Genomic DNA, 21,631 nt, shown 5'->3' on the forward strand with positions numbered 1-21,631 from the left:
AAACGACCGACGGAGTCCATCATGCGTTCGCCCCTCGCCCTCGTCCTCGTGACCCTGCTCGGATCGAGCGCCGTGGCCCAGACCACGGTCACGGGCAAGCCGGCCGCCCCCGACGCCAAGACCAGCCAGCAATCCGGGGGCCAGGAGAGCGTGACCCGGCCGAACACCGATAAGATGACGCCGGACGGCACCGGGACCGGCGCGGCCGGCAGCGTCCGGCTCGAGAAGGGCGCGAACAGTTTCACGGAGGGCGAGGCCCGGGCGCGGCTCGCCAAGGCCGGCTTCATGAATGCCCGGGATCTCAAGAAGGATCCGGACGGCATCTGGCGCGGCACCGCCACGCGGGGCGGCCAATCCGTCCAGGTCGGCCTCGATTTCAAGGGCAACGTGTCGGCGCAGTGAGCCGGCCGCCGCCGCAGGAGGATGTTCATGGCCCAGCAGACCATCACGGCCCTCTACGACCGCTACGAGGATGCGAGCGCCGCGGTCGGTGAGATCGAAGGCAGCGGGATTCCGCACGGGGATGTCAGCCTCGTCAGCAACAACGAGGGCGATCGCCATGCCGGCATCCCCGGTGGCGCAGACAGGACCGCCGATACCCGGGACAGGACCAAGGACAGCGCGAAGGACGGCACCGGCGCGGGCGCGACCCTCGGCACGGTCGCGGGCGGCGCCGCGGGCCTCCTGGCGGGCCTCGGCCTGATCGCGATCCCGGGAGTCGGGCCGGTGGTCGCGGCCGGCTGGCTCGTCGCCACGCTGACGGGCGCCGGCATCGGCGCGGCCGCGGGCGGCCTCGCCGGCGCTCTGACCGGAGCCGGGGTGAGCGAAGGGGACGCGCATGCCTACGGCGAAGGCGTGCGGCGGGGTGGAACCCTCGTCACGATCCGCATCGACCCGGCGCGGGCCGCGCTGGCCCCGACGGTGACGGCGATCCTGGAGCGGCACGGCGCGGTCGACCTCGACGAGAAGGCAAGTGCCTGGCGCGCGGAGGGCTGGACGGCCCCGCAGGTCACCATGGGCACCGGTCCCGCGGGCACGACGGGGGGGCAGGGCCGGACCCGGACCTATCCGGCCACCACCGACCTCTGACCGGCCGGAGCCGCTTCGGAAGACCTGGGCAGGCAGACCGCGCGGGCGACCCGAGACGACGCCGTGGGCTGCCTGTACAGGCGGGCTGTATCGCAGAAGCTCAATCTATTCAGGAGGTCATCGTCTAAAATTTACTTCGTTTAAACCCTTGAGGTCCCCAAACGATCGGGAGGCAAAACGCAATTCGAAGGACCTCTTATGACCGACACACACGATGAGGCGACCGAGACCTTCGCGGTCATGACCGCCGCGCTCGTCTGCGCCTACGTGTCGAACAATCCCGTCCCGGCCGCGGAGCTGCCGGCCCTGATCGCCCGGGTGCACGGGGCCATCGCCGGCCTCGTCTCGGGCACCCTGACCGCGGAGGCCGGCGCGCCCGCGCAAGCCGAGATCGACCGGCCGAGCCCCGCCCAGATCCGCAAGTCGGTCCGGCCCGACGGGATCGTCAGCTTCATCGACGGCAAGACCTACAAGACGCTCAAGCGTCACCTGACCAGCCACGGGCTCGACCCGCGCACCTACCGGGACCGCTACGGCCTGCCGGCCGATTACCCGATGGTCGCCCCGGCCTATGCCGAGCAGCGCTCCGCGCTCGCCAAGGCGATCGGCCTCGGCCAGCCCGGCGCCATGGCCGAGCGCGAGCGCAAGGGCCGCAGCAGGGCCTGAGCGGGAGCGCCGCCTGTTTCCGGCGCCCGCGCTGCGGAGATTCGCCCATCTCGGGTTCGGGATCACCGTGCGGTTGCTCCGGGGGGGGCGCCCGGATGGCTCATGCGCCTCTCCCGGGCAGATGGGCGCATCCGTTGTCTTCCGCGGGGGAGGGCGCCTCGATCCGGGCCTCCCGTCCCGCCGAGACGTCTGACGACGCCGTGCCCGAGCGGGCCGGTCCGGGCGTCCCGGCCCCCGCACCGGTCCAGCCGCGGGCATAACCCCGCGAGATCAGCCGATCCTGCCGGGCGATGCGCCGCTCCGCCGCATCGAGATCGATCAGGGCGTCCGTGATGGCGGCCACGAGCGCGGCCCAGGCGTCACCCTGAGCCGCGCGATGATACGCGACCGCGATCGCCTCGGCCTCCTTGAGCGCCGCCCTGGGACGAATCTCCACAGGGACCTCCGCAGGATCTGCGTGCATTGCGGCTCCGATCCGTCTAGAACATTCCATGAACAAAGCGCATCGGTCGGACCGGTTCAACCGGGGGTGGCTTGCCGCCCCGGATTGCGGTGGATCGCTGTGGATGGATCAGGGAAACATCAATGCCGACGCGGCTTTACCGTTTCCATTGTACGGACGGCCATGAGCTGGTGACCGACCTCGGGGGCAGCCGGATGCCGAACGCCGCCCACATGCGGGTCCATGCCGAGCGCGTGGCCCTCGCCCTGATGGAGCGGGTGGTCGAGCGGTTCGATTGGTCGCGCTGGCAGGTCGAGGTCTACGACGCGCGGGGGCGCCGGGTCTGGATCCGGGCCTTCCCCGACGTGAACGTCGATGCGCGGGCCGCCTGAACGGCGCAGAACTTGGCAAGATCCTGGGAAGAAGGAGAAACGGGATGGCCTTCAAGCCGAAATCCGCCGCGGAGACCAAGGCGCGGGATCTGGGTCTCGCCCTGGCCCGGATCGCGGAGGACGAAGGGCTGCCGGCGCGCATCGGGGTGGACCGGCTGCGGCAGGCGAGCCCGCGGCTGACGCCGCTCGCGGTCGGCCAGATGGTCCGCAAGGAGCGGGAGACCGTGGCGGAGACGCTGGCCGCGCGTGGCCTCGCGCTGGTCGATTATTCCGACCACGGGCCGGGTCGCGGGATGGCCTTCACCATCGACGCGGCGGCGTAAGCACGCCCCTCAGGCGGCAGCCGGGCGGCCGCGCAACAGGCGGCCGACGAGGCGGAACGGCAGGAGCGGCAGCTTGAGCAGCGCCCGGGCCATCAGGATCGCGACGACCGTCAGAAGGGCCAGGAAGGAGTTCAGCATGGGGTGTCTGTCCGGAACCGGGCCGCCCCGCGGGGCTGATGACGCCAGGGGGCGCCCGGAACACGGCGAGACTATGGACGGACCCGGTCCAGCGGGTCGCAGGCCGGCTAGGTCGGTGCGGCGGAAGCGCCGAGCCGACTCGGCCGGCTCTCCCGGCGGCCGGGCCGGTCCATCCGCCCGATCGTGGAGCGCAGGGGCGAGGGAGGCTTCGCCATGGGCAGGCGCATCGCGGACTGCGTGGCCGGCCTTTCGGTTGCAGCGGGCGTTCCGTGAGAGGCTCTTCGGCCGCGGGGAACCGGGATGTCCCCCGCCCCTTCTCTCCAGCGAGCACCCCAGATCCGGAGCCCGCAATGTCCGCATCCGATTCCGACCAGTCCGACCCGCATCCATCCGCCCCGGACTCCGCCCGGACGGTGCTGAGCGAGGATCCGGCAGGGGCCCGTCCCTACCTCCCCGAGCCGATGTCGGGGCGCCCGCAGGGACCCCGGTCGCCGGGTCAGTCGGAGCCCGGCGCCATGGGGGCGTTCGAGCGCGACACCGATGCGAAGCCGCGGCACGAGGGTCCGGAGGGGGATGGCGGGACCGGCTATCGCGGCGGCTGACGCCGCGTCCGGCTGACGCCGCGTCCCGAGCGGCAATCCTCGGCTCTCGGCCCGCAGACAATCCCTACCGGCCGCTCGGGGCCGCCGTGCTCCCGGTCACGGCGTTGCCGCCGCTGTCGCCGCCGATGGCGCCCCGGGTGACGTTGTTGAACCGGGCGCCGGCCGGCATCCGGGCGCGCCGGCGCATCCGGTGGTGCCGGCGGACATGATGCCGGGCGCGCACGCTCGTCAGCAGGCCGTCCGATGCCGTCAGCGACGGGGACGGGCCGATCGGCGCCGCGTCGGCGGGGGCGGCCAGGGCGGAAGCCGCCAGACCGGTCAGCAGGATGGCGGCGAGGCTCGATGCGCGCATGGGGATCGTCTCTCCTTCGGCCGCAGCGGAACCCGGATCCCGGCCTTGGCTGGAAAAGCGCGACACCGGCCCGGAAGTTCATCGCCCCGGGACAGGTTTCGGAGGCGCCCCTACCATGCAGGACGGCCGTATAGTAATCCCGGCGGGCGGGACTGGGCCGGCAGCCGATCCCGTCCGCCCCATTCCGACCCCTGCCGATTGCGGGACCACGCCCATCGCCGCCCGTCCCGCGCCCACCCATCCCGAGGCCCCGCGGAGCGCCCGCCGGGCGCGCGGGGCCGCGACGCTTCCGGTCGGCTGCGGCGAACTCGGCGACCTGGTGCGGACCTACGATTGGGCGCGCACGCCGCTCGGCCCGATCGCCGACTGGCCGCAGAGCCTGATCTTCGCGGCCAGCACCGTGCTGCTCTCGCCGGTGCCGATCGTGCTGCTGTGGGGCGCGGACGGCATCATGATCTACAACGACGCCTATTCGGGCTTCGCGGGCGGGCGCCACCCGCAGCTCCTCGGCTCCAAGGTGCGCGAGGGCTGGCCGGAGGTCGCGGATTTCAACGACCACGTGATGCGCGTGGGGCTGGCCGGGGGGACGCTCTCCTACCGCGACCAGGAGCTCACCCTGCACCGCTATGGCCGGCCCGAGCAGGTCTGGATGAACCTCGACTACTCGCCGGTCTTCGACGAGGACGGGAAGCCCGCGGGCGTCATCGCCATCGTGGTGGAGAGCACCGAGCGGGTGCTCGCCGAGCGGCGCCTGCGCGAGAGCGAGGCGCTGTTCCGCACCCTCGCGCAGGGCATCCCGCAGCTGATCTGGCGCGCCGGGAACGACGGGGCCTGCATCTGGGTGAGCCCGCAATGGATCGCCTACACGGGCCAGGGCGACGACCGCAGCCTCGGATGGGGCTGGCTGGACGCGGTCCATCCCGACGACGTCGCCACCGCCCGGACCGCCTGGCAGGAGGCCGCGGTCAGCGGGCAGCTCTCCTACGAGCACCGGCTGTGCAGTGCCGGGAAACGGTCGCGCTGGTTCCAGACCCGCGCCGCCCCGGTGCGCGACGGGGAGGGGCGGATCGTCGAGTGGCTCGGCACCTCCACCGACATCGACGACCTGCGCCAGCTCCAGGAGCGGCAGCAGGTCATGGTCGCCGAGCTGCAGCACCGCACCCGCAACCTGCTCGGGGTCGTGCGCGCGATCGCCAAGCAGACCATGGCGCTGACCGGGCCGGGGGAGCTGTTCAAGCAACGGTTCAACGACCGCCTGTCGGCGCTCTCGCGGGTGCAGGGGCTCCTGTCCCGCTCGGACCAGGAGCCGATCACGCTGCGCACGCTGATCGAGACGGAACTCGCCGCCCTCAACGCCCCCGCGGCGCAGACGCGCATCCGGATCGCGGGACCGGTGGTGCGCCTGCGCAAGGCGACCGTGCAGACCTTCGCGCTGGCCCTGCACGAGCTGGCCACCAACGCGCTCAAATACGGCGCCTTCACCGCACCGCAGGGCTCCCTGAGCGTGACGTGGCGGATCTGCCAGTCCGAGGAGGGGCGCCGCCTCCTGATGGACTGGGTCGAGGAGGGGCTGGTCCGCCCGCCGGAGGCCCGGGACCCGCCTCCGCGGAGCGGCTACGGGCGCGATCTCATCGAGCGGGCGCTGCCCTACGCGCTGAAGGCCAGGACCCACTATGCCTTAAGCGAGACGGCGCTCCGGTGTACGATCGACATCCCCCTTCCCGAGGGTGAAACCGCAGGGAGCCTGCCATGACCTCGACCACGGCGCTGACCGGCCGGCGCGTGCTGCTGGTCGAGGACGATTACTTCATCGCCATCGACCTCAAGACATGGTTCGAGGAGGGCGGCGCCGAGGTTCTCGGCCCGGTGCCCAGCGTGGACGAGGCGCTGGCGCTGATCGCCGGCACGGACGCGATCGACGCGGCGGTGCTCGACATCAACCTGCAGGACGAGCTCGTCTATCCCGTGGCCGACGCGCTGCGCGCGCGCGGCGTGCCGTACCTGTTCGCCACCGGCTACGACCCGGCCGCCGTGCCGCCGCCCCACGGGGCCGTGGCCCTCTGCCAGAAGCCGATCGACCCGCAGGTCGTGGCCCGGGCGCTGTTCGGCTGAGGGGCTCGGGCGCTCCGGCGCCGCCAGCGACCCGGCCGAGACGACCCGGCCGAGACGACCTGATCGAGACGACTGGGGCGTTGGCACCGGGGCGCAGGTCGCCGATGCAGCTCGGCGACAGCATCACGCCCTCCGCTACCGGACCGGTCAGGCTCACCCCCAGAACCGCCGCGTCTCGGCTCAGCCTGCCGGTCCAGCGTGCTCGTCCGGCTCGCGCAGGTGCCGGTCGATCGGGTCGGTCACCAGTCGGCAGGCGGCGAAATCTGCCATCACGGGCATTTGCCGCCCGTACCGACCCAGGATCTGTGTCTGATACGGGTATGACCGCGTGCTCTCTAAATATATTTGTTATTTATTGATTAATTTTGTTCCCGGTTTTCAACAAGCGGACCAGAATCATAGCACTAACATGATCGTTTTGGCATGATTCAGATCCGGTGGCGCGAATACAGCCGTGCCCACCACCAAAATTATCCGCAGTGGACTTGAGACGACGATGCCTTTACTTTGGACGGATTGTCTCGCCGCGCGTGCCGTCCATGAACAGCCTTGAGAGCCGCCATCCGATTCGTTCCCGCGGATCGCTGGACGTGTCCCTCGGTGGGTCCGGATCGCCCCGGCCAAGCGCGCCCGCTGATCGGGGCGCCGGCATGTCGCCCGACGACTCAGATGCGGTGGAGGACGCAGCCTCGGGCCGCACCACGATATCCGCTACGGGCGTCGCGATCCACCGCTTCGAGCGGCCCCAGGATCCGAACGCCATCGGTCCCGCATGGCAGAATCATCTCGCGCCCATCTTCGAGGTGAGCTTCCGCCCGGAGACCGATCTCACGATCCCGATCTCCATGCACGGGTATCACCTCGGCGAGCTCCTGATCGGCGACGTGACCGCGCCGGCCCACATCCTGGTGCGGACACCGGAGATGATCACCCGGCAGGGCATCGATCACATCCTGCTGCAATTCTACCGCAAGGGACGCAGCGAGGTGCAGACGGATCGCCGGGTCAACCCGGTCACCGACGTGCAGTGCATCGTGTTCGATCTGGCTCAGCCGGTGCGCATCGTCGCCGACGCCGTCGATGCCACGAACGTCCTGATCCCGCGCGCCCTGCTGGAGGACCAAGGCTGCTACCCGGCGGCCCTGCACGGCCGCGCCATCGACCACGATCAGGACCCGTTCGGGCGGCTGGTTCACAATTTCCTGGCGAATGTCGTGGCGTGCGGCGAGCTGCTCGACCCGCGCGAGGCCCTCTCGGCCTCGACCGCGATCGTGCAGCTCTGCGCGAGCTGGCTGCGCGGGCAGGCGGATGGGCGCCCCGAGGCCAGCCAGGACATCCGGATCCGGATCCGCCGCTTCATCGAGGCGGAACTCAGCAACCCGAAGCTCACGCCGGCCCTGATCGCGACGGAACTCGGCCTGTCGCGCTCGACCCTGTACCGGCTGTTCGCACCGAACGGCATCGTCGCCTATATCCGCGACCGCCGCCTGATGGCGGCCATGCGGATGCTCGTGCGGGATGACGGGTCGCGGCCCGCCCGCATTGCACAGGTCGCCTACGCGGTCGGCTTCGCGGACGAGCGCACCTTCCGCCGCGCGTTCAAGCACCGGTTCGGCTTCGTTCCCAGTGTCGCCGGCCCGCTCCGTCTGGGGGGCGAGCCGGATCGCATGCCGGGGGCGGTCCTGCGCAGCTGGATCGAGAGCCTCTGATCCGGGGCCGCCCGGTCACGCGACCACCCCGGATCGAGGCCGCGATCCTGTCTTGCGGGCGAGGACCCGCAATCCGCACCGCCCGCGGGCAAAAGATCGAACCCGCCGGCCCTGTCGTCGCGAATGCCGGGCCTCTGTCCCGCAAGCAGACACGGGGCGTCCGATTTCACGACACTTTCCGTGATCTGTGCGGTGCCCCGGCCGCGATCACGAAAAATTAGGTCCGGCCGGGTCAGGCCTGCCGCCCGATCGCGGAACCTCACCGCGTCCGGGGCGTCGGGCCGGTCGCAACGCTTGCGGCCGCCGCCCCGGAGGCCCATCCGGAGGGCGCGATGGCTGGCGGAACAGGCGGATCGATCGGGCAGGCGCGGGCCGGCCTTGGCCGGGCGGGCGCGCCATGAGCGAGCCCCGGGGCGTGTTCGCCTTCGCGCATATCGGCGACCTGCACTTGCAACAGCCGGACGACCCGAACGCAGGCGACCTGCGGGCGATCCTCGCGGAGGTCGACGGCCTCCATAAGCGCGGCCTCCTCGACTTCGCCTATCTGCCGGGCGACCTCGCCGAGGACGGGCTGGCGGCACAATACGCGATCCTGACCCGGACTCTGGCGGCCCACCCCGATCTGCCGATCCGCCTGATCGCCGGGGATCACGACCGCCAGCACGGCAGCATGACGGATTTCGATGCCTTTTTCACGCAGGTGATGGGCAGCCCGCAGGGCGGCCACCACCGCGCGCACGATCATGACCTGTCCAAGTCCGGGCAGCCCGATCCCGTCCCGCAATATTACTTCGCCGAGACCATCGGCGGCGTGCGCTGCCTGTTCCTCGACATGATCAGCGCCGGCTACGGCCAGAAGGGATTCGGCCTCGATTTCCGGCTCGGTCCCGACCAGCGCGCCTGGATCAGGACCGAACTCGCGGCGGCCGAACGGGACGGCCTGCCCTGCGCGGTCTTCGCCCACACCTATCCGGACGACCTTCGGATCCCGGAGGTGAAGGCGGAGCTCGCCGGACTGATCCGCGGCCACAAGGTCCGCCTCGTCGAGATGGGCCACACCCACTACAACGAGCTCGCCCATGATGGGCGCACGCTCTATGCCGCGGCCCGCTCGGTCGGACAGAACGAGGAGGGCTCGGTCGGCTACGCGGTCGCCGCCATCGACGGGGCCGTGACGAGCTGGCGGTTCAAGCCCCTGGACCAGGACCTGCCCTTCGTCATGATCACGAGCCCGGCCGACCGGCGCCTCGCCACGGAGCCCCTGGAGGCCGGCGGGACGATCGCCGTGCGGGCCCTCGTGCTCTCGAACGCCCCCCAGGCGGCCTGGTCCTGCGAGGCCCGCGTCGATGGCGGCCCGGCTCACCCGATGCGTCCGGCCGGCCCGCGCATCGTCGAGGCGCAGGTCCCGTGGCCCGACGGGTCGCGCCGCCTGTCCGTCACGGCGGCGGACGGCACGGGCTGCTCCGACACCGAGACGATCGAGCCCGTCTCGTGCGGATTCACGCCGCCGCCCGCCCCGGAGCGCCCGGGCAGCGACGCGTTCCGCACTGAGGCCTGGCCCGGCAAGGGCATCCGCGGCGACCAGCTCGGACCCAACCGCAACGGTCGGGACTGGTAGCCGGCCCCATCCGAAACGCTGCAGACATCCCTTCCCCGACTCACCCGATACAGGACGACCGGAACCGATGGGCGCGCTGACGCTGTCCCCCAACATCACGACCTGGGCGATCACGGCCCTCGCGACACTCGGCGTCATCCTGCGGCCGTTCTCGTGGCCGGAGGCGATCTGGGCCGTGCTGGGCGCCGGCGCCCTCGTCGCCCTCGGGCTCTTGGCCCCCGCCACCGCCTGGGAGGGCGTCCTCAAGGGCACCGACGTCTACCTGTTCCTCGTCGGCATGATGCTGATGTCGGAGGTCGCCCGGAAGGAGGGCCTGTTCGACTGGCTGGCCTCGATCGCCGTGCGCGCCGCCAGGGGCTCGGCGGCGCGGCTGTTCACCCTGGTCTATCTCGTCGGCACCGTCGTCACGGTGTTCCTGTCGAACGACGCCTGCGCGGTGGTGCTGACGCCGGCCGTCTACGCCGCCACCAAGGCCGCCAAGGTGGAGAACCCGCTTCCCTACCTGTTCATCTGCGCCTTCATCGCCAACGCGGCGAGCTTCGTGCTGCCGATCTCCAACCCCGCCAACCTCGTGGTCTTCGCCGAGCACATGCCGCCGCTCATGCGCTGGCTCGCCCTGTTCGCGCTGCCCTCCCTGCTCGCCATCGCCACCACCTATGCGGTGCTGCGCCTGACCCAGGCCAAGACCCTCCGCGGCCAGAGCGTGGCGACCGATGTCGAGGCCGCGGCGCTCTCGCGCACCGGCCTCGTGGCGGGAATCGGCATCGTGGCGACCGGCGGCGTGCTGATCGGGGCCTCCGCGCTCGGCCTCGATCTCGGCCTGCCGACTTTCGTGGCGGGCTTGGCCACGACCATCGTCGTGCTGCTGCTCAAGCGCGGCGGCCTCGTGGAGGTCGCCAAGGACGTGTCGTGGAGCGTGCTGCCGCTGGTGGCCGGCCTGTTCGTGCTGGTCGAGGCCCTGGAGAAGACCGGCGTGCTCGCCATGCTGGCCGATCTGCTCAAGGGCTACGCCCACGCCGCCCCGGCGGAGACCGCCTGGGGGGCGGGCGGGCTGATCGCGGTGCTGTGCAACCTCGTCAACAACCTGCCGGCCGGCCTGATCGCGGGGGCCGCCGTGCACGCGGCGGACGTGTCCGAGAAGGTGGCGGGCGCGATCCTGATCGGCGTCGATCTCGGCCCGAACCTCTCGGTGACGGGCTCGCTCGCCACGATCCTCTGGCTCACCGCCATCCGCCGCGAGGGCCAGGATGTCGGCGCCTGGACCTTCCTCAAGCTCGGCCTGCTGGTGATGCCGCCGGCCCTCGTGCTGGCCCTCGCCGGCCTGCTCCTCCTCTGATCCCCCGAACCCAAGGTCCGCGCGCGTGACGGCTGCCCTGCTCTATCCCTTCATCCTGGTGGCCGGCGCGTTGCAGGCCCTCGGCAACGCCATGAACGCGCAGCTGCGCGGCAAGCTGGTCAATCCCTGGCTCGCCGCGACGGTGTCGTTCCTGCCGATCGTCTTCGTGTTCGCGACCCTGTTCTTCACGATGCCGACGCCGCTGCCGAACCTCGCCTCCCTGAGCAAGATGCCCTGGTACGCGCCGCTGGGCGGCGTCGCCGGCGCGGTGGCGGTGTTCGGCGGGCTCGCCTTCATCGACAAGGTCGGCGCCGGGCCGTTCAACGGCCTGACGCTCACCGCCAACATCCTCACCTCTCTGGCGATGGATGCGTTCGGCCTGTTCGGCCTGCAGGCCTCGGGCTTCAAGCCGCTGCCCTGGCTCGGCGGCCTGCTGATGGCGGTGGGCGTGACCTTCATCGCCCGCTCGGGCGGCAAGACGGAGGGCGGCGAGACGGGGATGGGCGGCAAGCTGCTCTACCCGTTCATCCTCGTGGCGGGCGCCCTGATGGCGATCGGCGTGGTGTGGAACGCGCAGCTGCGCGGCGCCCTGGAGAATCCCTGGCTCGCCGCCTTGGTCTCGTTCGTCCCGGTCGTGTTCGTGTTCGCTTTGCTGTTCCTGCTGCGTCCCTCGCCCCTGCCGAGCCGGGCGGACGTCGCGGGCGTCCGCTGGTGGATGCCGCTCGCCGGCCTCACCGGGGCGGTGGCGGTGTTCGCCGGGCTGCTCTTCGTCGACAAGGTCGGGGCGGGCGCCTTCAACGGGCTCCTGATCACCGCAAACCTGCTCACCTCGGTGGCGCTCGATCATTTCGGCTGGTTCGGCATGAAGCAGGTCAAGGCCGGTCCGCCGCGCCTGATCGGGGCCGCCCTGATGGTCGGCGGCATCGTCCTGATCTCGCTGTTCTGATCGCCCGGGGCGATGGGGACCCTTCCCGCCTGGCTGCTGCGCCGCGAGGCCCTGCTCCTGGCGGGCGCAGCGCTCCTCGGCGCGGGCGGGGTGGCGGCGTGGTCCCTGCTCCAGGCGACGGTGCTCACCATCGCGGTCGCCCCCCGGGACGGCACCGAGCCGGAGCTGATCAAGGCCTATGCCGACGCGCTGGACGCCGGGCATGAGAGCGTCCGCCTGAAGATCCTGTCCTTCGACGACGTGCGCGAGAGCGCCGCCGCCCTGCAGGAGGGCCGCGCCGATCTCGCGGTGGTCCGCCCCGACGTGCTGCTGCCGACCAACGGGCTGACCGTGGCGATCCTGCGCGATCAGGCGATGATCATCGCCTCGCCGGAGCCGGCCGGGATCACGAGCTTCCCGCAGCTCGCCGGCAAGCGCCTCGGCATCGCGGCCCACCGGGATGCCGATCTCGGGCTGCTGGGCAACATCCTCGGCTATTACGGCCTCACCCTGGAGGAGTCCGGCCCCGTGCGGGATTCCACGGTCCTGCTGGTGCCGGTCGAGCAGGAGGCGGTGGCGGAGGCCTTCCGCGAGAAGCGGATCGACGCCTTCGTGAGCATCATCGCGCCCTCGGCGCCGAAGGCCCTCGCCCTGGTGGGAACCGTGCAGGGGCTCGCCCGCGGCGGCAGGGTCGCGTTCGTCGCCGTCGAGGACGACGACGCCGTGATCGAGCGCTTCCCGCGGCTCCAGGCGGTGACCATCCCGGGGGGCCTGTTCGGCGGCCGCCCGAAGCTGCCGGCCGACGACGTAAAGACCGTGGGCGCCTCCTACCGGCTGATGGCCCGGGCCTCCCTGAGCCGCGTGGTGGTGGCCGACGTGACCCGGCAGCTCTTCGAGAAGCGCACCGCCGCCGCGCAAGGCACGGACGCGGCCGAGTACGTCCAGGCCCCGGCCTACGACACCACGGTGGCGGCCACCAGCGCGCGCATCCCGATCCATCCCGGCGCGATCGACTATTACGAGCGCGAGCCGCATGGCTTCATCGAGCGCTACGGCGACACGCTCTACCTCCTCGGCGCGCTGGCGGGCGGCCTCGTCTCGGTGCTGGCCTGGATCCGGCAGCGGCTCGCGAGCCTGCGCGGCGCGCGGATCGACGCGCTCATCGACCGGCTCCTGGAGATCGCGGGCCAGGCCCGGGCCCTGCGCGACCCGGCGGCGATCGAGGCGCTGACCGTCGAGGTCGACGCGCTCGCCATGGACGTGGTCCGCTACACGCGGGAGCGGGAGCCCGCCCCTCCGGTCCTGTCGGCGGCCACCGTCGCGATCGACACGGCCCGGGCCACCATCGCGGATGGCCGGATGCGGGCCGAGGAGGTCGGGGCACATGCCGGGCGGTCCGTGCGGCGGCACGGTTCCGGCGGGACCTGACGACCCGCCGCGAAGCCGTCTTTCGAAGACGCGTCGCGCGTTTCGCAGGCTCGGGCCGGCGCCCGAGAAGAAGATGTTTGCTTGCCGATCAGAATAGAGAACAAGAGTCTCCACGCGCCGGGAAATTCGAAAGACGCGTCCATTGCCGGAGGGCGGGTCCGGGGCGACATTCACCGCCATGCGCACGCGTTCCGACATCCGGCCGACGGCCTTCGATCCGTTCGGCGAGCCCGTCACGGACGGCGTCGCGCGCGCCTGCCCGGAAGCCACCGGCGACCGGACGGCCCGGCGGGTCGGCGGTGCCGTGTTCTGGACGCTCGCCCTCGTTATCTTGGCCGGCCGCATCTACGCCTACGACCTGCCGGCGGTGCAGGATGTCGCCGCCCATGCGGTTCAGGTGCTGGCCCTGCGCTGAGCGGGCAGGCCCATCCTCCTGTTCGCCGCGCCGCGGGGCCCCGCATCCCGCGTGGGGCTAGCCTGATTTCGTCTTTGCGAATCGCTTGAGCAGACGCTCGCGCTTCAGGCGGGACAGGCGATCGATCCAGAAGACGCCGTCGAGCTGATCGATCTCGTGCTGGATGACCGCGGACTCAAAATCCTCCGCCGTCTCCTCGTGTTCCGTGCCATCGAGGTCGCGATAGGCGAACCGCACCCGGGCGGGTCGGGTGATCCGCTCCCGCACCCCCGGCATGCTGACGCTGCCCTCGTCGTGGGTCGCCGTTTCGGGCGAGGCCCAGAGCAGGACAGGGTTCACGTAGACGCGCCGCTGCGCCTCCGGCGACATCCGGATCACCACGAGCCGCGCGGACACCCCGATATGCGGGGCGGTCAGGCCGATGGCGCTGACGTCCCGGAGCGTGTCCCAGACATCGGCGACGAGCGCCGACAGGTCCGGTCCGAAGGCCTCGATCGGGGCGGCCGGATGCGAGAGGCGCGGATCCGGGAACAGGATGAGGGGGCGGGCCGGCATGGCGGTTCACCTGCGACGATGTGGCTGCGGCCTTCCTGTATCGCGCCACCGCGACGGGGCAATCCGGCCGTGCCCTCTACCGGAGCTGACCGCCTCCCGAAGTGTGCGACCGGTGCCCCTCCACCCGCGCGATGGCAAACCGGGGGACTGCTCGCCGATCCGTTCCGGATCCGCCGAGCCGCCTCAAAAACGCACGGCCCTTGCATCAGGAAGGCCCGAGCCACGGGAGTTCGTCGCTTGGTCCGGACCGTCTGCCCGCACGATTGCCCCTCCGCCTGCAGCCTCGACGTGCAGGTGGACAACGGCCGCGTCGTCTCGGTCCGCGGAGGCGACAACCCCTACACGGCCGGGGTGATCTGCGCGAAGGTCAGCCGCTACGGCGAGCGCGTCCACCATCCGGACCGGCTCCTCCACCCGCTGGAGCGCGTCGGCCCGAAGGGCAGCGGACAGTGGCGGCGGATCGCCTGGGACGCGGCGCTCGACCGGCTGGCCGGGGCCTTCACGGAGACGGCGGAACGCTGGGGGCCGGAGGCGGTCTGGCCGTACAATTCCGGCGGCACCATGGGCCTCGTCCAGCGCGACGGGATCCACCGCCTGACCCACGTCATGGGCTATTCCCGGCGCAAGCGCACCATCTGCACGGCGATCGCCATCGCGGGCTGGAGCGCCGGGACCGGCCGGATCGCCGGGCCGGACCCGCGCGAGATGGCGCTGTCCGACCTGATCGTGGTCTGGGGCGGCAACCCGGTGAGCACCCAGGTCAACGCGATGACCCATATCAGCCGCGCCCGGAAGACCCGGGGCGCCAAGCTGGTGGTGATCGACCCCTACCGCACCGGCACCGCTTCCGCCGCCGACCTCCACCTCGCCCCCCGGCCGGGCACCGACGGGGCGCTCGCCTGCGCGGTGCTCCACGTGCTGTTCCGCGACGGCTACGCCGACCGCGCCTACCTCGCCGCCCATGCCGAGGATACGGCGGCGCTGGAAGCCCATCTCGCCTCGCGCACACCCGAATGGGCGGCTTCGATCACCGGCCTCGCGCCAGCCGAGATCGAGGCCTTCGCGGCGCTCTACGGCCGGACGCCGCGCAGCTATATCCGCTGCGGCTTCGGCTTCACCCGCAGCCGCAACGGCGCCGTGAACCTCCACGCGGTGACCTGCCTGCCGACCGTCACCGGCGCGTGGCAGCATGAAGGCGGCGGCGCCCTCTGGCAGCAGGCCGCGATCTACAACTGGGACAAGACCCTGACGGAGGGCCTCGACGCCAAGGCGCCGGGCGTGCGCGAACTCGATATGAGCCGGCTCGGCGCCATCCTGGCCGATGATCCCGACGCCCTGCAGGGCGGCCCGCCGGTGCGCGCCATGCTGATCCAGTCGGCCAATCCCGCCGTCTCGGCCCCCGACAGCGCCCGGGTGCGGGCTGGGCTCGCGCGGCCGGACGTGTTCGTGGCCGTGCACGAGCAGTTCATGACCGAGACCGCGGCGCTCGCCGACCTCGTCCTGCCGGCCACCACCTTCCTGGAGCACGACGACATCTACGGGGCCGGCGGCCACAGCCACATCCAGGCGGGACCCGCCCTCCTGCCGCCGCCGGGGGAATGCCGCTCGAACCACGCGCTGCTCGCCGCCCTCGCCGAGCGCCTCGGCGCGGACCATGCGGGCTTCCGCCTGAGCGCCCGGGAACTGGCGGATGCCACCCTCGCGCGTTCGGGCTGGGGCGGCCTCGACCGGTTGGAGGCGGCGGGCTGGATCGACGCGCAGCCGGACTTCGCCGAGAGCCATTTCCTCACCGGGTTCGGCCATCCGGGCGGGCGCTTCCGCTTCGCCCCCGACTGGGCGGCTTTGGGCCCCCGCGCGGCCGGGATGCCGGTGCTGCCCGACCATTGGCCGGTGGCCGAGCCCGGCGATTCCGAGCACCCGTTCCGGATGATCGCCCCGCCGGCCCGGCAATTCCTCAACACGACCTTCACCAACGTACCGGAATCGCTCCGCCGCGAGGTGCGGCCCACCTGCCTGCTGCATCCGCAGGACGGCGCGCGGCTCGGGATCGCCACGGGCGACGCGATCGAGATCGGGAATGCCCGCGGCCGGGTGCGGCTGCACGCCCGCCTCGCCGAGGGGCAGCAGCCGGGCGTCGTGGTGGTCGAGAGCCTGTGGCCGAGCGCGTCGTTCGGCGGGGGCGGCGGGATCAACACGCTGATCGGGTCCAGGCCGGCGGCGCCCAACGACGGCGCCGCCTTCCACGACACCGCGGTCTGGGTCCGGGCGGCCTGAGCCCCGGTGTTGGTTTCGAAAGGTCGGGACCTTTCGCGGGTCCAGGGCAGAGCCCTGGTAACGATCTCAGGGTTCCACCCTGAGAACCCGCCAAAGGGCTGAAGCCCTTTGGAAACCCAGGACCGGAGTGCAAACAGGCGCTCAGCCCTTCTTCACGTTCCAGAACACCGGCACGCCGTCGAGCACCCCCGTCAGGGACGGCTTGTACGAGGTCTGGTTGAAGTATTGGCCGAGCGGCAGGTAGGGCAGGTCGGTGAAGGCCTGCCGCTGCAGGTCGTCCGCGAGTTTCTTCCGGGCGGCGGTGTCGGGGGCGTCGAGCCACTGATCCCGCAGGGCCTCGATCTTTTCGCTCGTCGGCCAGCCGATCGCCGCGGTCTGGCCGGTCCCGCGCAGGAAGGCGCTGACCGCCGGGTTGGCCTGATCGAGCCCCGCCCAGAAGGTGCAGAAGGCGCTCCAGCCGCCCTGGGCGACCGGCTCCTTCTTGGCCCGCCGCTGCACCACCGAGCCCCAATCCATCAGCTGGTAATCGACGTTGAAGCCGGCGCGGGTGAGCATGTCGGCGGCGACATCGGCCAAAGCCTTCAGGCTCGGGAAGTCGGAGGCGCCCATCAGCACCACCTTCTCGCCCTTATAGCCGGCCGCCGCCAGCGCGGTCTTGGCCGCGTCGTAGTCGCGCTTGGCCGTGAGCACGCCGAGGCCGGCCTCGCTCGCCATCGGCAGGCCGGGGCAGAAGAAGCCGGTCGGCACGTGGATCAGCTTGGGGTCGGTGCCGGTCACCGCCTGCATGAAGTCGGTCTGGTCGACGACCTTCAGCAGCACCTGCCGGATCGCCGGGTTGTCGAAGGGCGGCTGCAGCTCGTTCATCCGCAGGCAGCCGATCAGGCCCGTCGGATCCGTGATCCGCGTCGTCAGCCCGCCCAGCGTCGGCACGAGGTCGGCGGGCGGCTGCTCCCACCAATCCATCTCGCCCGTCTGCATGGCCGAGGCTGCGGTGGCCTGATCGGGGATGACGCTCCACTCGACCCGGTCCACGAACACGCGCTTGGGTCCGGACGTCCATTGCGGTTCCCCGCCCTCGCGGGGGACATAGCCGGCAAACCGCTCGTAGACGACCCGGGCGCCGACCACCCGCTCGTCGGCCTTGAAGCGGAACGGTCCGCTGCCGACCATCTCGGTCACCTGGGTGAACGGGTCGGTCTTGGCCAGCCGCTCCGGCATGATCGCGCAGATCGCGGAGCCGACCTTGCCGAGGGCGTCCGGCAGGAGCGCGAAGGGCTTTTTCAGGCGGAACTGGATCGTTTTGTCGTCGGGGGCGGAGAGTTCGTCCGTATAGGCCATGAGCGTCTGGCCCATGGCGTCGCGCCGGCCCCAGCGGGCGATGCTGGCGACGCAATCCCGGGCGAGGACGGGCGTGCCGTCGTGGAACATCAGCCCGGGCCGCAGCGTGAGGCGCCAGAGCTTGCCGTCATTCTCCACATCATGACCCGCGACCATCTGCGGCTGGGCGCCGTAGCTGGCATCCGTGCCGTAGAGCGTGTCGAACACCGCGAGCCCGTGGTTCCGGGTGACGTAAGCGGTCGTCCAGATCGGATCGAGCACCGTCAGGTCGGCCTGCGGGATGAACTTGAGGACCCGCGCGGCCGTGCCCTGCGCCAGAGCCGGGGCGGCGAGCGCCGCGCCCGACAGGGCCATGAAGGATCGTCTGTTGAGCATGCCAGCCTGTCCACCCGGTGAGGTCGGTCGGACCTTAGCACGCCCCGGGCCAAGCTTGCGGATTCACGCATCCGCTCCGGCAATGCGCCTCAGGACCGGGCGCGGATCGCTTCTGCCGGGCGGGCGAGAGGGCCTGTCGCGCTCCGTCACCGAGGCGGCCGCCCGACGCAGTCGCGTGAACATCATAGCCGGACCAGGAAAGGCAGGACGGCCCAGGAACTCTCACAGCCCCCGAGCCGGCCGGCGCGCGGCAGGACGTGCGCGGGAAGCACTTTATTCGGGCCGTAATAGGAGCGTTTGTCCTCAGATCGACCGCTTGAACAAGGTTTTGTCAACAGAAAGACTTTATTGCCCATCACAGGGCCGATGCGGTCGAGCCCGGCCGTCAGGGCGTCCCGCGGACGTCATCCGGCCGGCGACGGCCAGCCGGTCCCCGACCGGTCGCGACCCTCCAGGATCCAAGTGTCACCATGAACTTCACGGTCTCCGCCCGCATCGCCGCGCGCCGGTTCGCCTACCAGCACGCCTCCATCCTCACGGCCCTGGACCAGGGGATGAGCCTGATCGCCGCCGGCATGGCCGACGTGACGATCACCGACGGAAGCGGCCGGACCCGATCGCCCGCTTCCCTCTACCAGTCCCTGTTCGGCGGCGGCCGCGTCGATGCGCTGCAGGCCGAGGCGATTCCCGGGGTAATGCAGGCCGCGTGATCGGCTCGGGACCGCGCTGTCCGGCCGTGGTTGACGCCGCTGACCTTGTGAACAAAGAAATCCGACGGATCCGCGATCGTGTTTCTGGACAATCCACGAGATCACGCCTAACCTAAGAGTGTTCGTGCCGCCGAGGTTCCGGCGCGAATGCTTCCAAGGATCATCGTACATGAAGCGCCGTAGCGCGCGGCCGTTTATGGTCGAAGTCAAGCACGCCCGGACTCCCCGCACCGCTCTGAGAGATGCCGAGCCGCAGGCGCGGCCCGACAAGATCCTCTGGCCGGAGCTGACCGAGGCCGAGCCGAAGCCGGTGCAGCCGGCCCTTGAGACGCCGGCCCCGCGGCCGGGGCCGAAGGAGCCGGATGCCCCGGTCCGGCGGGTCCTGCCGAGTCTCGTTCCGATGTTCGAGAATACGGGCGAGGCCGAACCCGAGCCTGAAGCGGCGATCGAGCCGCCGCCGCGCCGGACGCGGACCCGGCGTGAGCGCGCCCCCGCCGTCGCGCAGACGGTCCGGAAGGCGCAGCCGGCCGAAGCGATGGTGGAAATCCGTCCGGCCATGGTCCGACCGGAAGTGCCCGAGGCGGAGCCGAAGGCGGCGAAGCCGGTCGAGCCGGAGTCGCATGCGCCGCCGCGGCCCACACCGTGGCGCCGGACGAAGGAGCTTCGGCTCGGCGAACGCTGGAAGCGCCGTCTCCCGCCCTATCTCCGCTGACCCAGATTCGATCGTATCACGATTGCGGGCCGCCCGGTGAGAACGCTCTCCGCCGAAGCGGAGGCCGGTTCGGTGCAGGACAGCGCGCTGAAACGCAGGCTTGGCGCTGGGCTCGATTGCAACGCGCACCGGACACGACAGTGACGCCACCGTCATCTTCGTCGTGGAACAGGCGCGGACATCTCCCCGTCCCTCCCCCCCGGCAGAGGGGGGAGGGGGACGCGCACGAACGTCCTGTCTCCTCTGCGGGGAGATGTGTGAACCTTGAAGCCCTTGCGGGGGAGGGGGCAGGTCGCGCTTGCCGATCCGGTCGGCCGACAAGTCTCCGTGTGCCGTGTGCGACGCGCGCGGGCACGGATCTCACAGCGGACCGCCAGCTTTCCGGATCGCATCACGCCGGAAGGCGCCCACCGGTGGCTTATGCCGCCGTCCGTTCGGGCATCGCGTTTCCGGCCAGGCGCGAATTGCGGTATCGCGCATCGCTCGTGACCTCGCGCTGGATCCAGGGCGGCAGAGTTACCGGCTGATCCTCCCGCTCGAGTTCGATCTCCGCGAGGATCAGGCCCGCGAGCCCGCCACCGTACACGTCGACGTCCCAGGTGGCCCCGGCATGCTCCACCCGGAAGCGCGTCTTCTCCAGGCGCCGGCTGGCCGGCACATGCGCCAGCAGCGCCATGCCGTCCGCCGGGGGGATCGCGAACTCGACCTCATCGCGGCGGCAGCCGCGCCGCGGGCCCTTCCACGTCACCAGCATGCGCTCGCCCGCTTGGCGGATGCGGATCGTGTTGGCGTCGTCGGTGTAGAGATAGCCCTGAATCAGCGGCGTCCCCGACCGGCAGTGCGCCAGCACGGAGGGGCGCGCGATGAACTTGCGCTCGATTTCGATAGCCATGCGGCGACTCAGGGTCGTTGAACCCCGGAATTTTCGCCGACTAACCGACGCGTGGCAAGCAGTTTGGCTGATCCTGAGGATCGCGTGAAAAGCATGGCTCTTTGCGCGCTGAGGCGGGATGTCGAGAGGAATTTTTCAACTATGTAAAGGCGGCAGGAGTCTTGAGATTGCAGAATCGCCTCAGGCAAAGTCACCCCTTCTCACTTGCGAGTTCATCGCTGAAGCCGGAATCGAAACGCCCGAATCTGAAGAAGCTGGTCCGGAAGGCGCAGGCCAAGCCGCTCAGCAAGCCGCTCAAGCAGGTTGCGGCGCTGCCGTTCCGGGTCGGCTCGGATGGCCAGGTTGAAGTGCTGCTGATCACGTCGCGCGATACCGGCCGCTGGATCATCCCCAAGGGCTGGCCGATGATCGGCCGCAAGGCCCACCGGGCCGCCGAGCGGGAGGCGTTCGAGGAGGCTGGCCTGACGGGGCGGATCGCGGCGGATCCGGTCGGCTGGTACCGCTACGAGAAACGCGTCGCCCAGGGGCGCGCATTGCCCTGCAAGGTCCGCGTCTACCCGCTGCGGGTCGAGGTGCAGCACCCGCGCTGGCCGGAGCAGGCGCAGCGGACGCTCCGGTGGTTCAAGCCGGAGGATGCGGCGCGCCTCGTCCACGAGGACGACCTCCGGCGGCTGCTCGCGGGCTTCGCCGTGACGCGCGCCGACGCCTGCATCTGACGGCCTGCGGCCGGATGGGACCCGCGCCGCCGACGAGCGCGCGCATCGGGCGGCGCGACGCAACCCCTCCCGGGACGGCCGTCCCGCCGGGAACCCCGGCAGCGCCCCGTCGTTGGTCCGTCAGATTGGATCGTTTCTAAGATTCGAGCGGTCTTCTGAAGCCACGCCCGGCCGGTCCTGCGGCCGCCGGTCCTACGGGAGCCTGATCATGAACGCGAAGTGCGAGACCTGCCGGTTCTTCGACGAGCACAAGGGCAACGGCGCCGTTGCCCAGAACGATGCCGGCCTGTGCCGCTTCAACCCGCCCGTCAGCCAGCCCGCGCCCGAATCGAAGGGCCTCTGGCCCGTGGTCGCCGCCGCGGACTGGTGCGGCCACTACACCCCCGAGATGACGGCGGCCGAGTAAGCGCCCCGCACGGACGGACGATCGGGGCCGGCCTTCGGGTCGGCCCTTTCGTTTGCGCGGGTCTCGGCCTCGGAGCCGCGCCGGATGGACCCAGCCTCGCGCCACC

The 21,631-nt window shown here is 71.1% G+C and carries 25 protein-coding genes; 19 read left to right on the forward strand and 6 right to left on the reverse strand.

The features are described from left to right. Positions 1–21 precede the first annotated feature (21 nt). From FVE89_RS23085 to FVE89_RS23095, 3 genes are all read left to right on the forward strand, one after another. A complete protein-coding gene (locus FVE89_RS23085) occupies positions 22–402 on the forward strand; it encodes a hypothetical protein (protein ID WP_160536605.1) in 381 nt (126 codons plus the stop codon). A gap of 27 nt (positions 403–429) precedes the next feature. Further along, positions 430–1,089 carry a hypothetical protein gene (locus tag FVE89_RS23090; RefSeq protein ID WP_160536606.1) on the forward strand — a complete coding sequence of 220 codons (660 nt, stop codon included), beginning with the start codon at positions 430–432 and terminating at the stop codon, positions 1,087–1,089. Between the two features lie 198 nt (positions 1,090–1,287). After that, positions 1,288–1,755, forward strand: a complete 468-nt coding sequence (locus FVE89_RS23095; protein ID WP_160536607.1) for a MucR family transcriptional regulator — start codon at positions 1,288–1,290, stop codon at positions 1,753–1,755. A gap of 100 nt (positions 1,756–1,855) precedes the next feature. Here the strand turns inward: FVE89_RS23095 and FVE89_RS31700 are convergent, their stop codons facing one another. Then, positions 1,856–2,191, reverse strand: coding sequence for a hypothetical protein (locus FVE89_RS31700; protein WP_342389728.1), 336 nt, complete (start codon positions 2,189–2,191; stop codon positions 1,856–1,858). Positions 2,192–2,340: 149 nt separating this feature from the next. Between FVE89_RS31700 and FVE89_RS23105 the strand changes: the two genes are divergently transcribed. Beyond that, positions 2,341–2,589 (forward strand): hypothetical protein, encoded by a 249-nt coding sequence (locus FVE89_RS23105; protein ID WP_160536608.1) that lies wholly within the window; start codon positions 2,341–2,343, stop codon positions 2,587–2,589. A 44-nt stretch (positions 2,590–2,633) separates the two neighbouring features. Further along, entirely contained in the window at positions 2,634–2,912 is a 279-nt protein-coding gene (locus FVE89_RS23110; RefSeq protein WP_160536609.1) for an adenylosuccinate synthase, read from the forward strand. 9 nt (positions 2,913–2,921) lie between these two features. On the opposite strand, the gene FVE89_RS31580 is transcribed toward FVE89_RS23110, so the two are convergent. Next, complete coding sequence (locus FVE89_RS31580; RefSeq protein ID WP_281409006.1) at positions 2,922–3,050, reverse strand: hypothetical protein; 129 nt, start codon at positions 3,048–3,050, stop codon at positions 2,922–2,924. Between the two features lie 350 nt (positions 3,051–3,400). On the opposite strand from FVE89_RS31580, the gene FVE89_RS23115 reads away from it, so the two are divergent. Beyond that, positions 3,401–3,652 (forward strand): hypothetical protein, encoded by a 252-nt coding sequence (locus FVE89_RS23115; RefSeq protein ID WP_160536610.1) that lies wholly within the window; start codon positions 3,401–3,403, stop codon positions 3,650–3,652. Between the two features lie 64 nt (positions 3,653–3,716). Here the strand turns inward: FVE89_RS23115 and FVE89_RS23120 are convergent, their stop codons facing one another. Beyond that, the gene (locus FVE89_RS23120) at positions 3,717–4,004 is read right to left on the reverse strand and encodes a hypothetical protein (RefSeq protein WP_160536611.1); all 288 of its coding nucleotides are present in this window, start codon (positions 4,002–4,004) and stop codon (positions 3,717–3,719) included. Between the two features lie 115 nt (positions 4,005–4,119). Between FVE89_RS23120 and FVE89_RS23125 the strand changes: the two genes are divergently transcribed. The 8 genes from FVE89_RS23125 to FVE89_RS23160 all read left to right on the forward strand — a co-directional run bounded on the left by FVE89_RS23125 (position 4,120) and on the right by FVE89_RS23160 (position 13,547). Continuing rightward, positions 4,120–5,757 (forward strand): PAS domain-containing protein, encoded by a 1,638-nt coding sequence (locus FVE89_RS23125; RefSeq protein ID WP_160536612.1) that lies wholly within the window; start codon positions 4,120–4,122, stop codon positions 5,755–5,757. Next, the gene (locus tag FVE89_RS23130) at positions 5,754–6,116 is read left to right on the forward strand and encodes a response regulator (protein ID WP_160536613.1); all 363 of its coding nucleotides are present in this window, start codon (positions 5,754–5,756) and stop codon (positions 6,114–6,116) included. The genes FVE89_RS23125 and FVE89_RS23130 overlap by 4 nt, the downstream gene beginning before the upstream one ends. Before the next feature lie 650 nt (positions 6,117–6,766). Continuing rightward, positions 6,767–7,825 (forward strand): helix-turn-helix domain-containing protein, encoded by a 1,059-nt coding sequence (locus FVE89_RS23135; protein ID WP_160536614.1) that lies wholly within the window; start codon positions 6,767–6,769, stop codon positions 7,823–7,825. A gap of 397 nt (positions 7,826–8,222) precedes the next feature. Continuing rightward, entirely contained in the window at positions 8,223–9,443 is a 1,221-nt protein-coding gene (locus FVE89_RS23140; RefSeq protein ID WP_160536615.1) for a metallophosphoesterase, read from the forward strand. A gap of 67 nt (positions 9,444–9,510) precedes the next feature. Continuing rightward, on the forward strand, positions 9,511–10,779 hold the full coding sequence (locus FVE89_RS23145) for an arsenic transporter (RefSeq protein WP_160536616.1): 1,269 nt from the start codon (positions 9,511–9,513) through the stop codon (positions 10,777–10,779). A 25-nt stretch (positions 10,780–10,804) separates the two neighbouring features. Then, positions 10,805–11,725 (forward strand): DMT family transporter, encoded by a 921-nt coding sequence (locus FVE89_RS23150; RefSeq protein WP_160536617.1) that lies wholly within the window; start codon positions 10,805–10,807, stop codon positions 11,723–11,725. 12 nt (positions 11,726–11,737) lie between these two features. Further along, positions 11,738–13,132, forward strand: a complete 1,395-nt coding sequence (locus tag FVE89_RS23155) for a TAXI family TRAP transporter solute-binding subunit (protein WP_160536618.1) — start codon at positions 11,738–11,740, stop codon at positions 13,130–13,132. A gap of 178 nt (positions 13,133–13,310) precedes the next feature. After that, positions 13,311–13,547, forward strand: a complete 237-nt coding sequence (locus FVE89_RS23160) for a hypothetical protein (protein WP_160536619.1) — start codon at positions 13,311–13,313, stop codon at positions 13,545–13,547. 57 nt (positions 13,548–13,604) lie between these two features. Here the strand turns inward: FVE89_RS23160 and FVE89_RS23165 are convergent, their stop codons facing one another. Continuing rightward, entirely contained in the window at positions 13,605–14,102 is a 498-nt protein-coding gene (locus FVE89_RS23165; RefSeq protein ID WP_160536620.1) for a peptide deformylase, read from the reverse strand. Between the two features lie 237 nt (positions 14,103–14,339). Between FVE89_RS23165 and FVE89_RS23170 the strand changes: the two genes are divergently transcribed. Beyond that, on the forward strand, positions 14,340–16,376 hold the full coding sequence (locus FVE89_RS23170; RefSeq protein WP_160536621.1) for a molybdopterin oxidoreductase family protein: 2,037 nt from the start codon (positions 14,340–14,342) through the stop codon (positions 16,374–16,376). Between the two features lie 141 nt (positions 16,377–16,517). On the opposite strand, the gene FVE89_RS23175 is transcribed toward FVE89_RS23170, so the two are convergent. Beyond that, positions 16,518–18,089 (reverse strand): ABC transporter substrate-binding protein, encoded by a 1,572-nt coding sequence (locus FVE89_RS23175; RefSeq protein WP_160536622.1) that lies wholly within the window; start codon positions 18,087–18,089, stop codon positions 16,518–16,520. A 470-nt stretch (positions 18,090–18,559) separates the two neighbouring features. Here FVE89_RS23175 and FVE89_RS23180 point away from each other — a divergent pair, with 470 nt between their 5' ends. After that, positions 18,560–18,799: a hypothetical protein gene (locus FVE89_RS23180; RefSeq protein ID WP_160536623.1), complete on the forward strand. Its 240-nt coding sequence runs from the start codon at positions 18,560–18,562 to the stop codon at positions 18,797–18,799. Between the two features lie 169 nt (positions 18,800–18,968). Beyond that, complete coding sequence (locus tag FVE89_RS23185) at positions 18,969–19,511, forward strand: hypothetical protein (RefSeq protein ID WP_160536624.1); 543 nt, start codon at positions 18,969–18,971, stop codon at positions 19,509–19,511. Between the two features lie 418 nt (positions 19,512–19,929). Here the strand turns inward: FVE89_RS23185 and FVE89_RS23190 are convergent, their stop codons facing one another. Beyond that, entirely contained in the window at positions 19,930–20,403 is a 474-nt protein-coding gene (locus tag FVE89_RS23190) for a CYTH domain-containing protein (protein WP_160536625.1), read from the reverse strand. 167 nt (positions 20,404–20,570) lie between these two features. Here FVE89_RS23190 and FVE89_RS23195 point away from each other — a divergent pair, with 167 nt between their 5' ends. Further along, on the forward strand, positions 20,571–21,119 hold the full coding sequence (locus tag FVE89_RS23195) for an NUDIX hydrolase (RefSeq protein ID WP_342389729.1): 549 nt from the start codon (positions 20,571–20,573) through the stop codon (positions 21,117–21,119). A gap of 208 nt (positions 21,120–21,327) precedes the next feature. Continuing rightward, on the forward strand, positions 21,328–21,525 hold the full coding sequence (locus FVE89_RS23200) for a hypothetical protein (protein WP_160536626.1): 198 nt from the start codon (positions 21,328–21,330) through the stop codon (positions 21,523–21,525). The last annotated feature ends 106 nt before the right edge of the window (positions 21,526–21,631 follow it).

Origin of the sequence: Methylobacterium sp. 2A (assembly GCF_009806555.1) — a bacterium.
Lineage (GTDB): Bacteria > Pseudomonadota > Alphaproteobacteria > Rhizobiales > Beijerinckiaceae > Methylobacterium.

Excerpts from the sequence above, each read along its gene's own strand:
- FVE89_RS23085 (WP_160536605.1), top strand. The coding sequence starts at position 22 with ATGCGTTCGCCCCTCGCCCTCGTCCTCGTGACCCTGCTCGGATCGAGC.
- FVE89_RS23090 (WP_160536606.1), top strand. The coding sequence starts at position 430 with ATGGCCCAGCAGACCATCACGGCCCTCTACGACCGCTACGAGGATGCG.
- FVE89_RS23095 (WP_160536607.1), top strand. The coding sequence starts at position 1,288 with ATGACCGACACACACGATGAGGCGACCGAGACCTTCGCGGTCATGACC.
- FVE89_RS23105 (WP_160536608.1), top strand. The coding sequence starts at position 2,341 with ATGCCGACGCGGCTTTACCGTTTCCATTGTACGGACGGCCATGAGCTG.
- FVE89_RS23110 (WP_160536609.1), top strand. The coding sequence starts at position 2,634 with ATGGCCTTCAAGCCGAAATCCGCCGCGGAGACCAAGGCGCGGGATCTG.
- FVE89_RS31580 (WP_281409006.1), bottom strand. The coding sequence starts at position 3,050 with ATGCTGAACTCCTTCCTGGCCCTTCTGACGGTCGTCGCGATCCTGATG.
- FVE89_RS23115 (WP_160536610.1), top strand. The coding sequence starts at position 3,401 with ATGTCCGCATCCGATTCCGACCAGTCCGACCCGCATCCATCCGCCCCG.
- FVE89_RS23120 (WP_160536611.1), bottom strand. The coding sequence starts at position 4,004 with ATGCGCGCATCGAGCCTCGCCGCCATCCTGCTGACCGGTCTGGCGGCT.
- FVE89_RS23125 (WP_160536612.1), top strand. The coding sequence starts at position 4,120 with ATGCAGGACGGCCGTATAGTAATCCCGGCGGGCGGGACTGGGCCGGCA.
- FVE89_RS23130 (WP_160536613.1), top strand. The coding sequence starts at position 5,754 with ATGACCTCGACCACGGCGCTGACCGGCCGGCGCGTGCTGCTGGTCGAG.
- FVE89_RS23135 (WP_160536614.1), top strand. The coding sequence starts at position 6,767 with ATGTCGCCCGACGACTCAGATGCGGTGGAGGACGCAGCCTCGGGCCGC.
- FVE89_RS23140 (WP_160536615.1), top strand. The coding sequence starts at position 8,223 with ATGAGCGAGCCCCGGGGCGTGTTCGCCTTCGCGCATATCGGCGACCTG.
- FVE89_RS23145 (WP_160536616.1), top strand. The coding sequence starts at position 9,511 with ATGGGCGCGCTGACGCTGTCCCCCAACATCACGACCTGGGCGATCACG.
- FVE89_RS23155 (WP_160536618.1), top strand. The coding sequence starts at position 11,738 with ATGGGGACCCTTCCCGCCTGGCTGCTGCGCCGCGAGGCCCTGCTCCTG.
- FVE89_RS23160 (WP_160536619.1), top strand. The coding sequence starts at position 13,311 with ATGCGCACGCGTTCCGACATCCGGCCGACGGCCTTCGATCCGTTCGGC.
- FVE89_RS23165 (WP_160536620.1), bottom strand. The coding sequence starts at position 14,102 with ATGCCGGCCCGCCCCCTCATCCTGTTCCCGGATCCGCGCCTCTCGCAT.
- FVE89_RS23175 (WP_160536622.1), bottom strand. The coding sequence starts at position 18,089 with ATGCTCAACAGACGATCCTTCATGGCCCTGTCGGGCGCGGCGCTCGCC.
- FVE89_RS23180 (WP_160536623.1), top strand. The coding sequence starts at position 18,560 with ATGAACTTCACGGTCTCCGCCCGCATCGCCGCGCGCCGGTTCGCCTAC.
- FVE89_RS23185 (WP_160536624.1), top strand. The coding sequence starts at position 18,969 with ATGAAGCGCCGTAGCGCGCGGCCGTTTATGGTCGAAGTCAAGCACGCC.
- FVE89_RS23190 (WP_160536625.1), bottom strand. The coding sequence starts at position 20,403 with ATGGCTATCGAAATCGAGCGCAAGTTCATCGCGCGCCCCTCCGTGCTG.
- FVE89_RS23200 (WP_160536626.1), top strand. The coding sequence starts at position 21,328 with ATGAACGCGAAGTGCGAGACCTGCCGGTTCTTCGACGAGCACAAGGGC.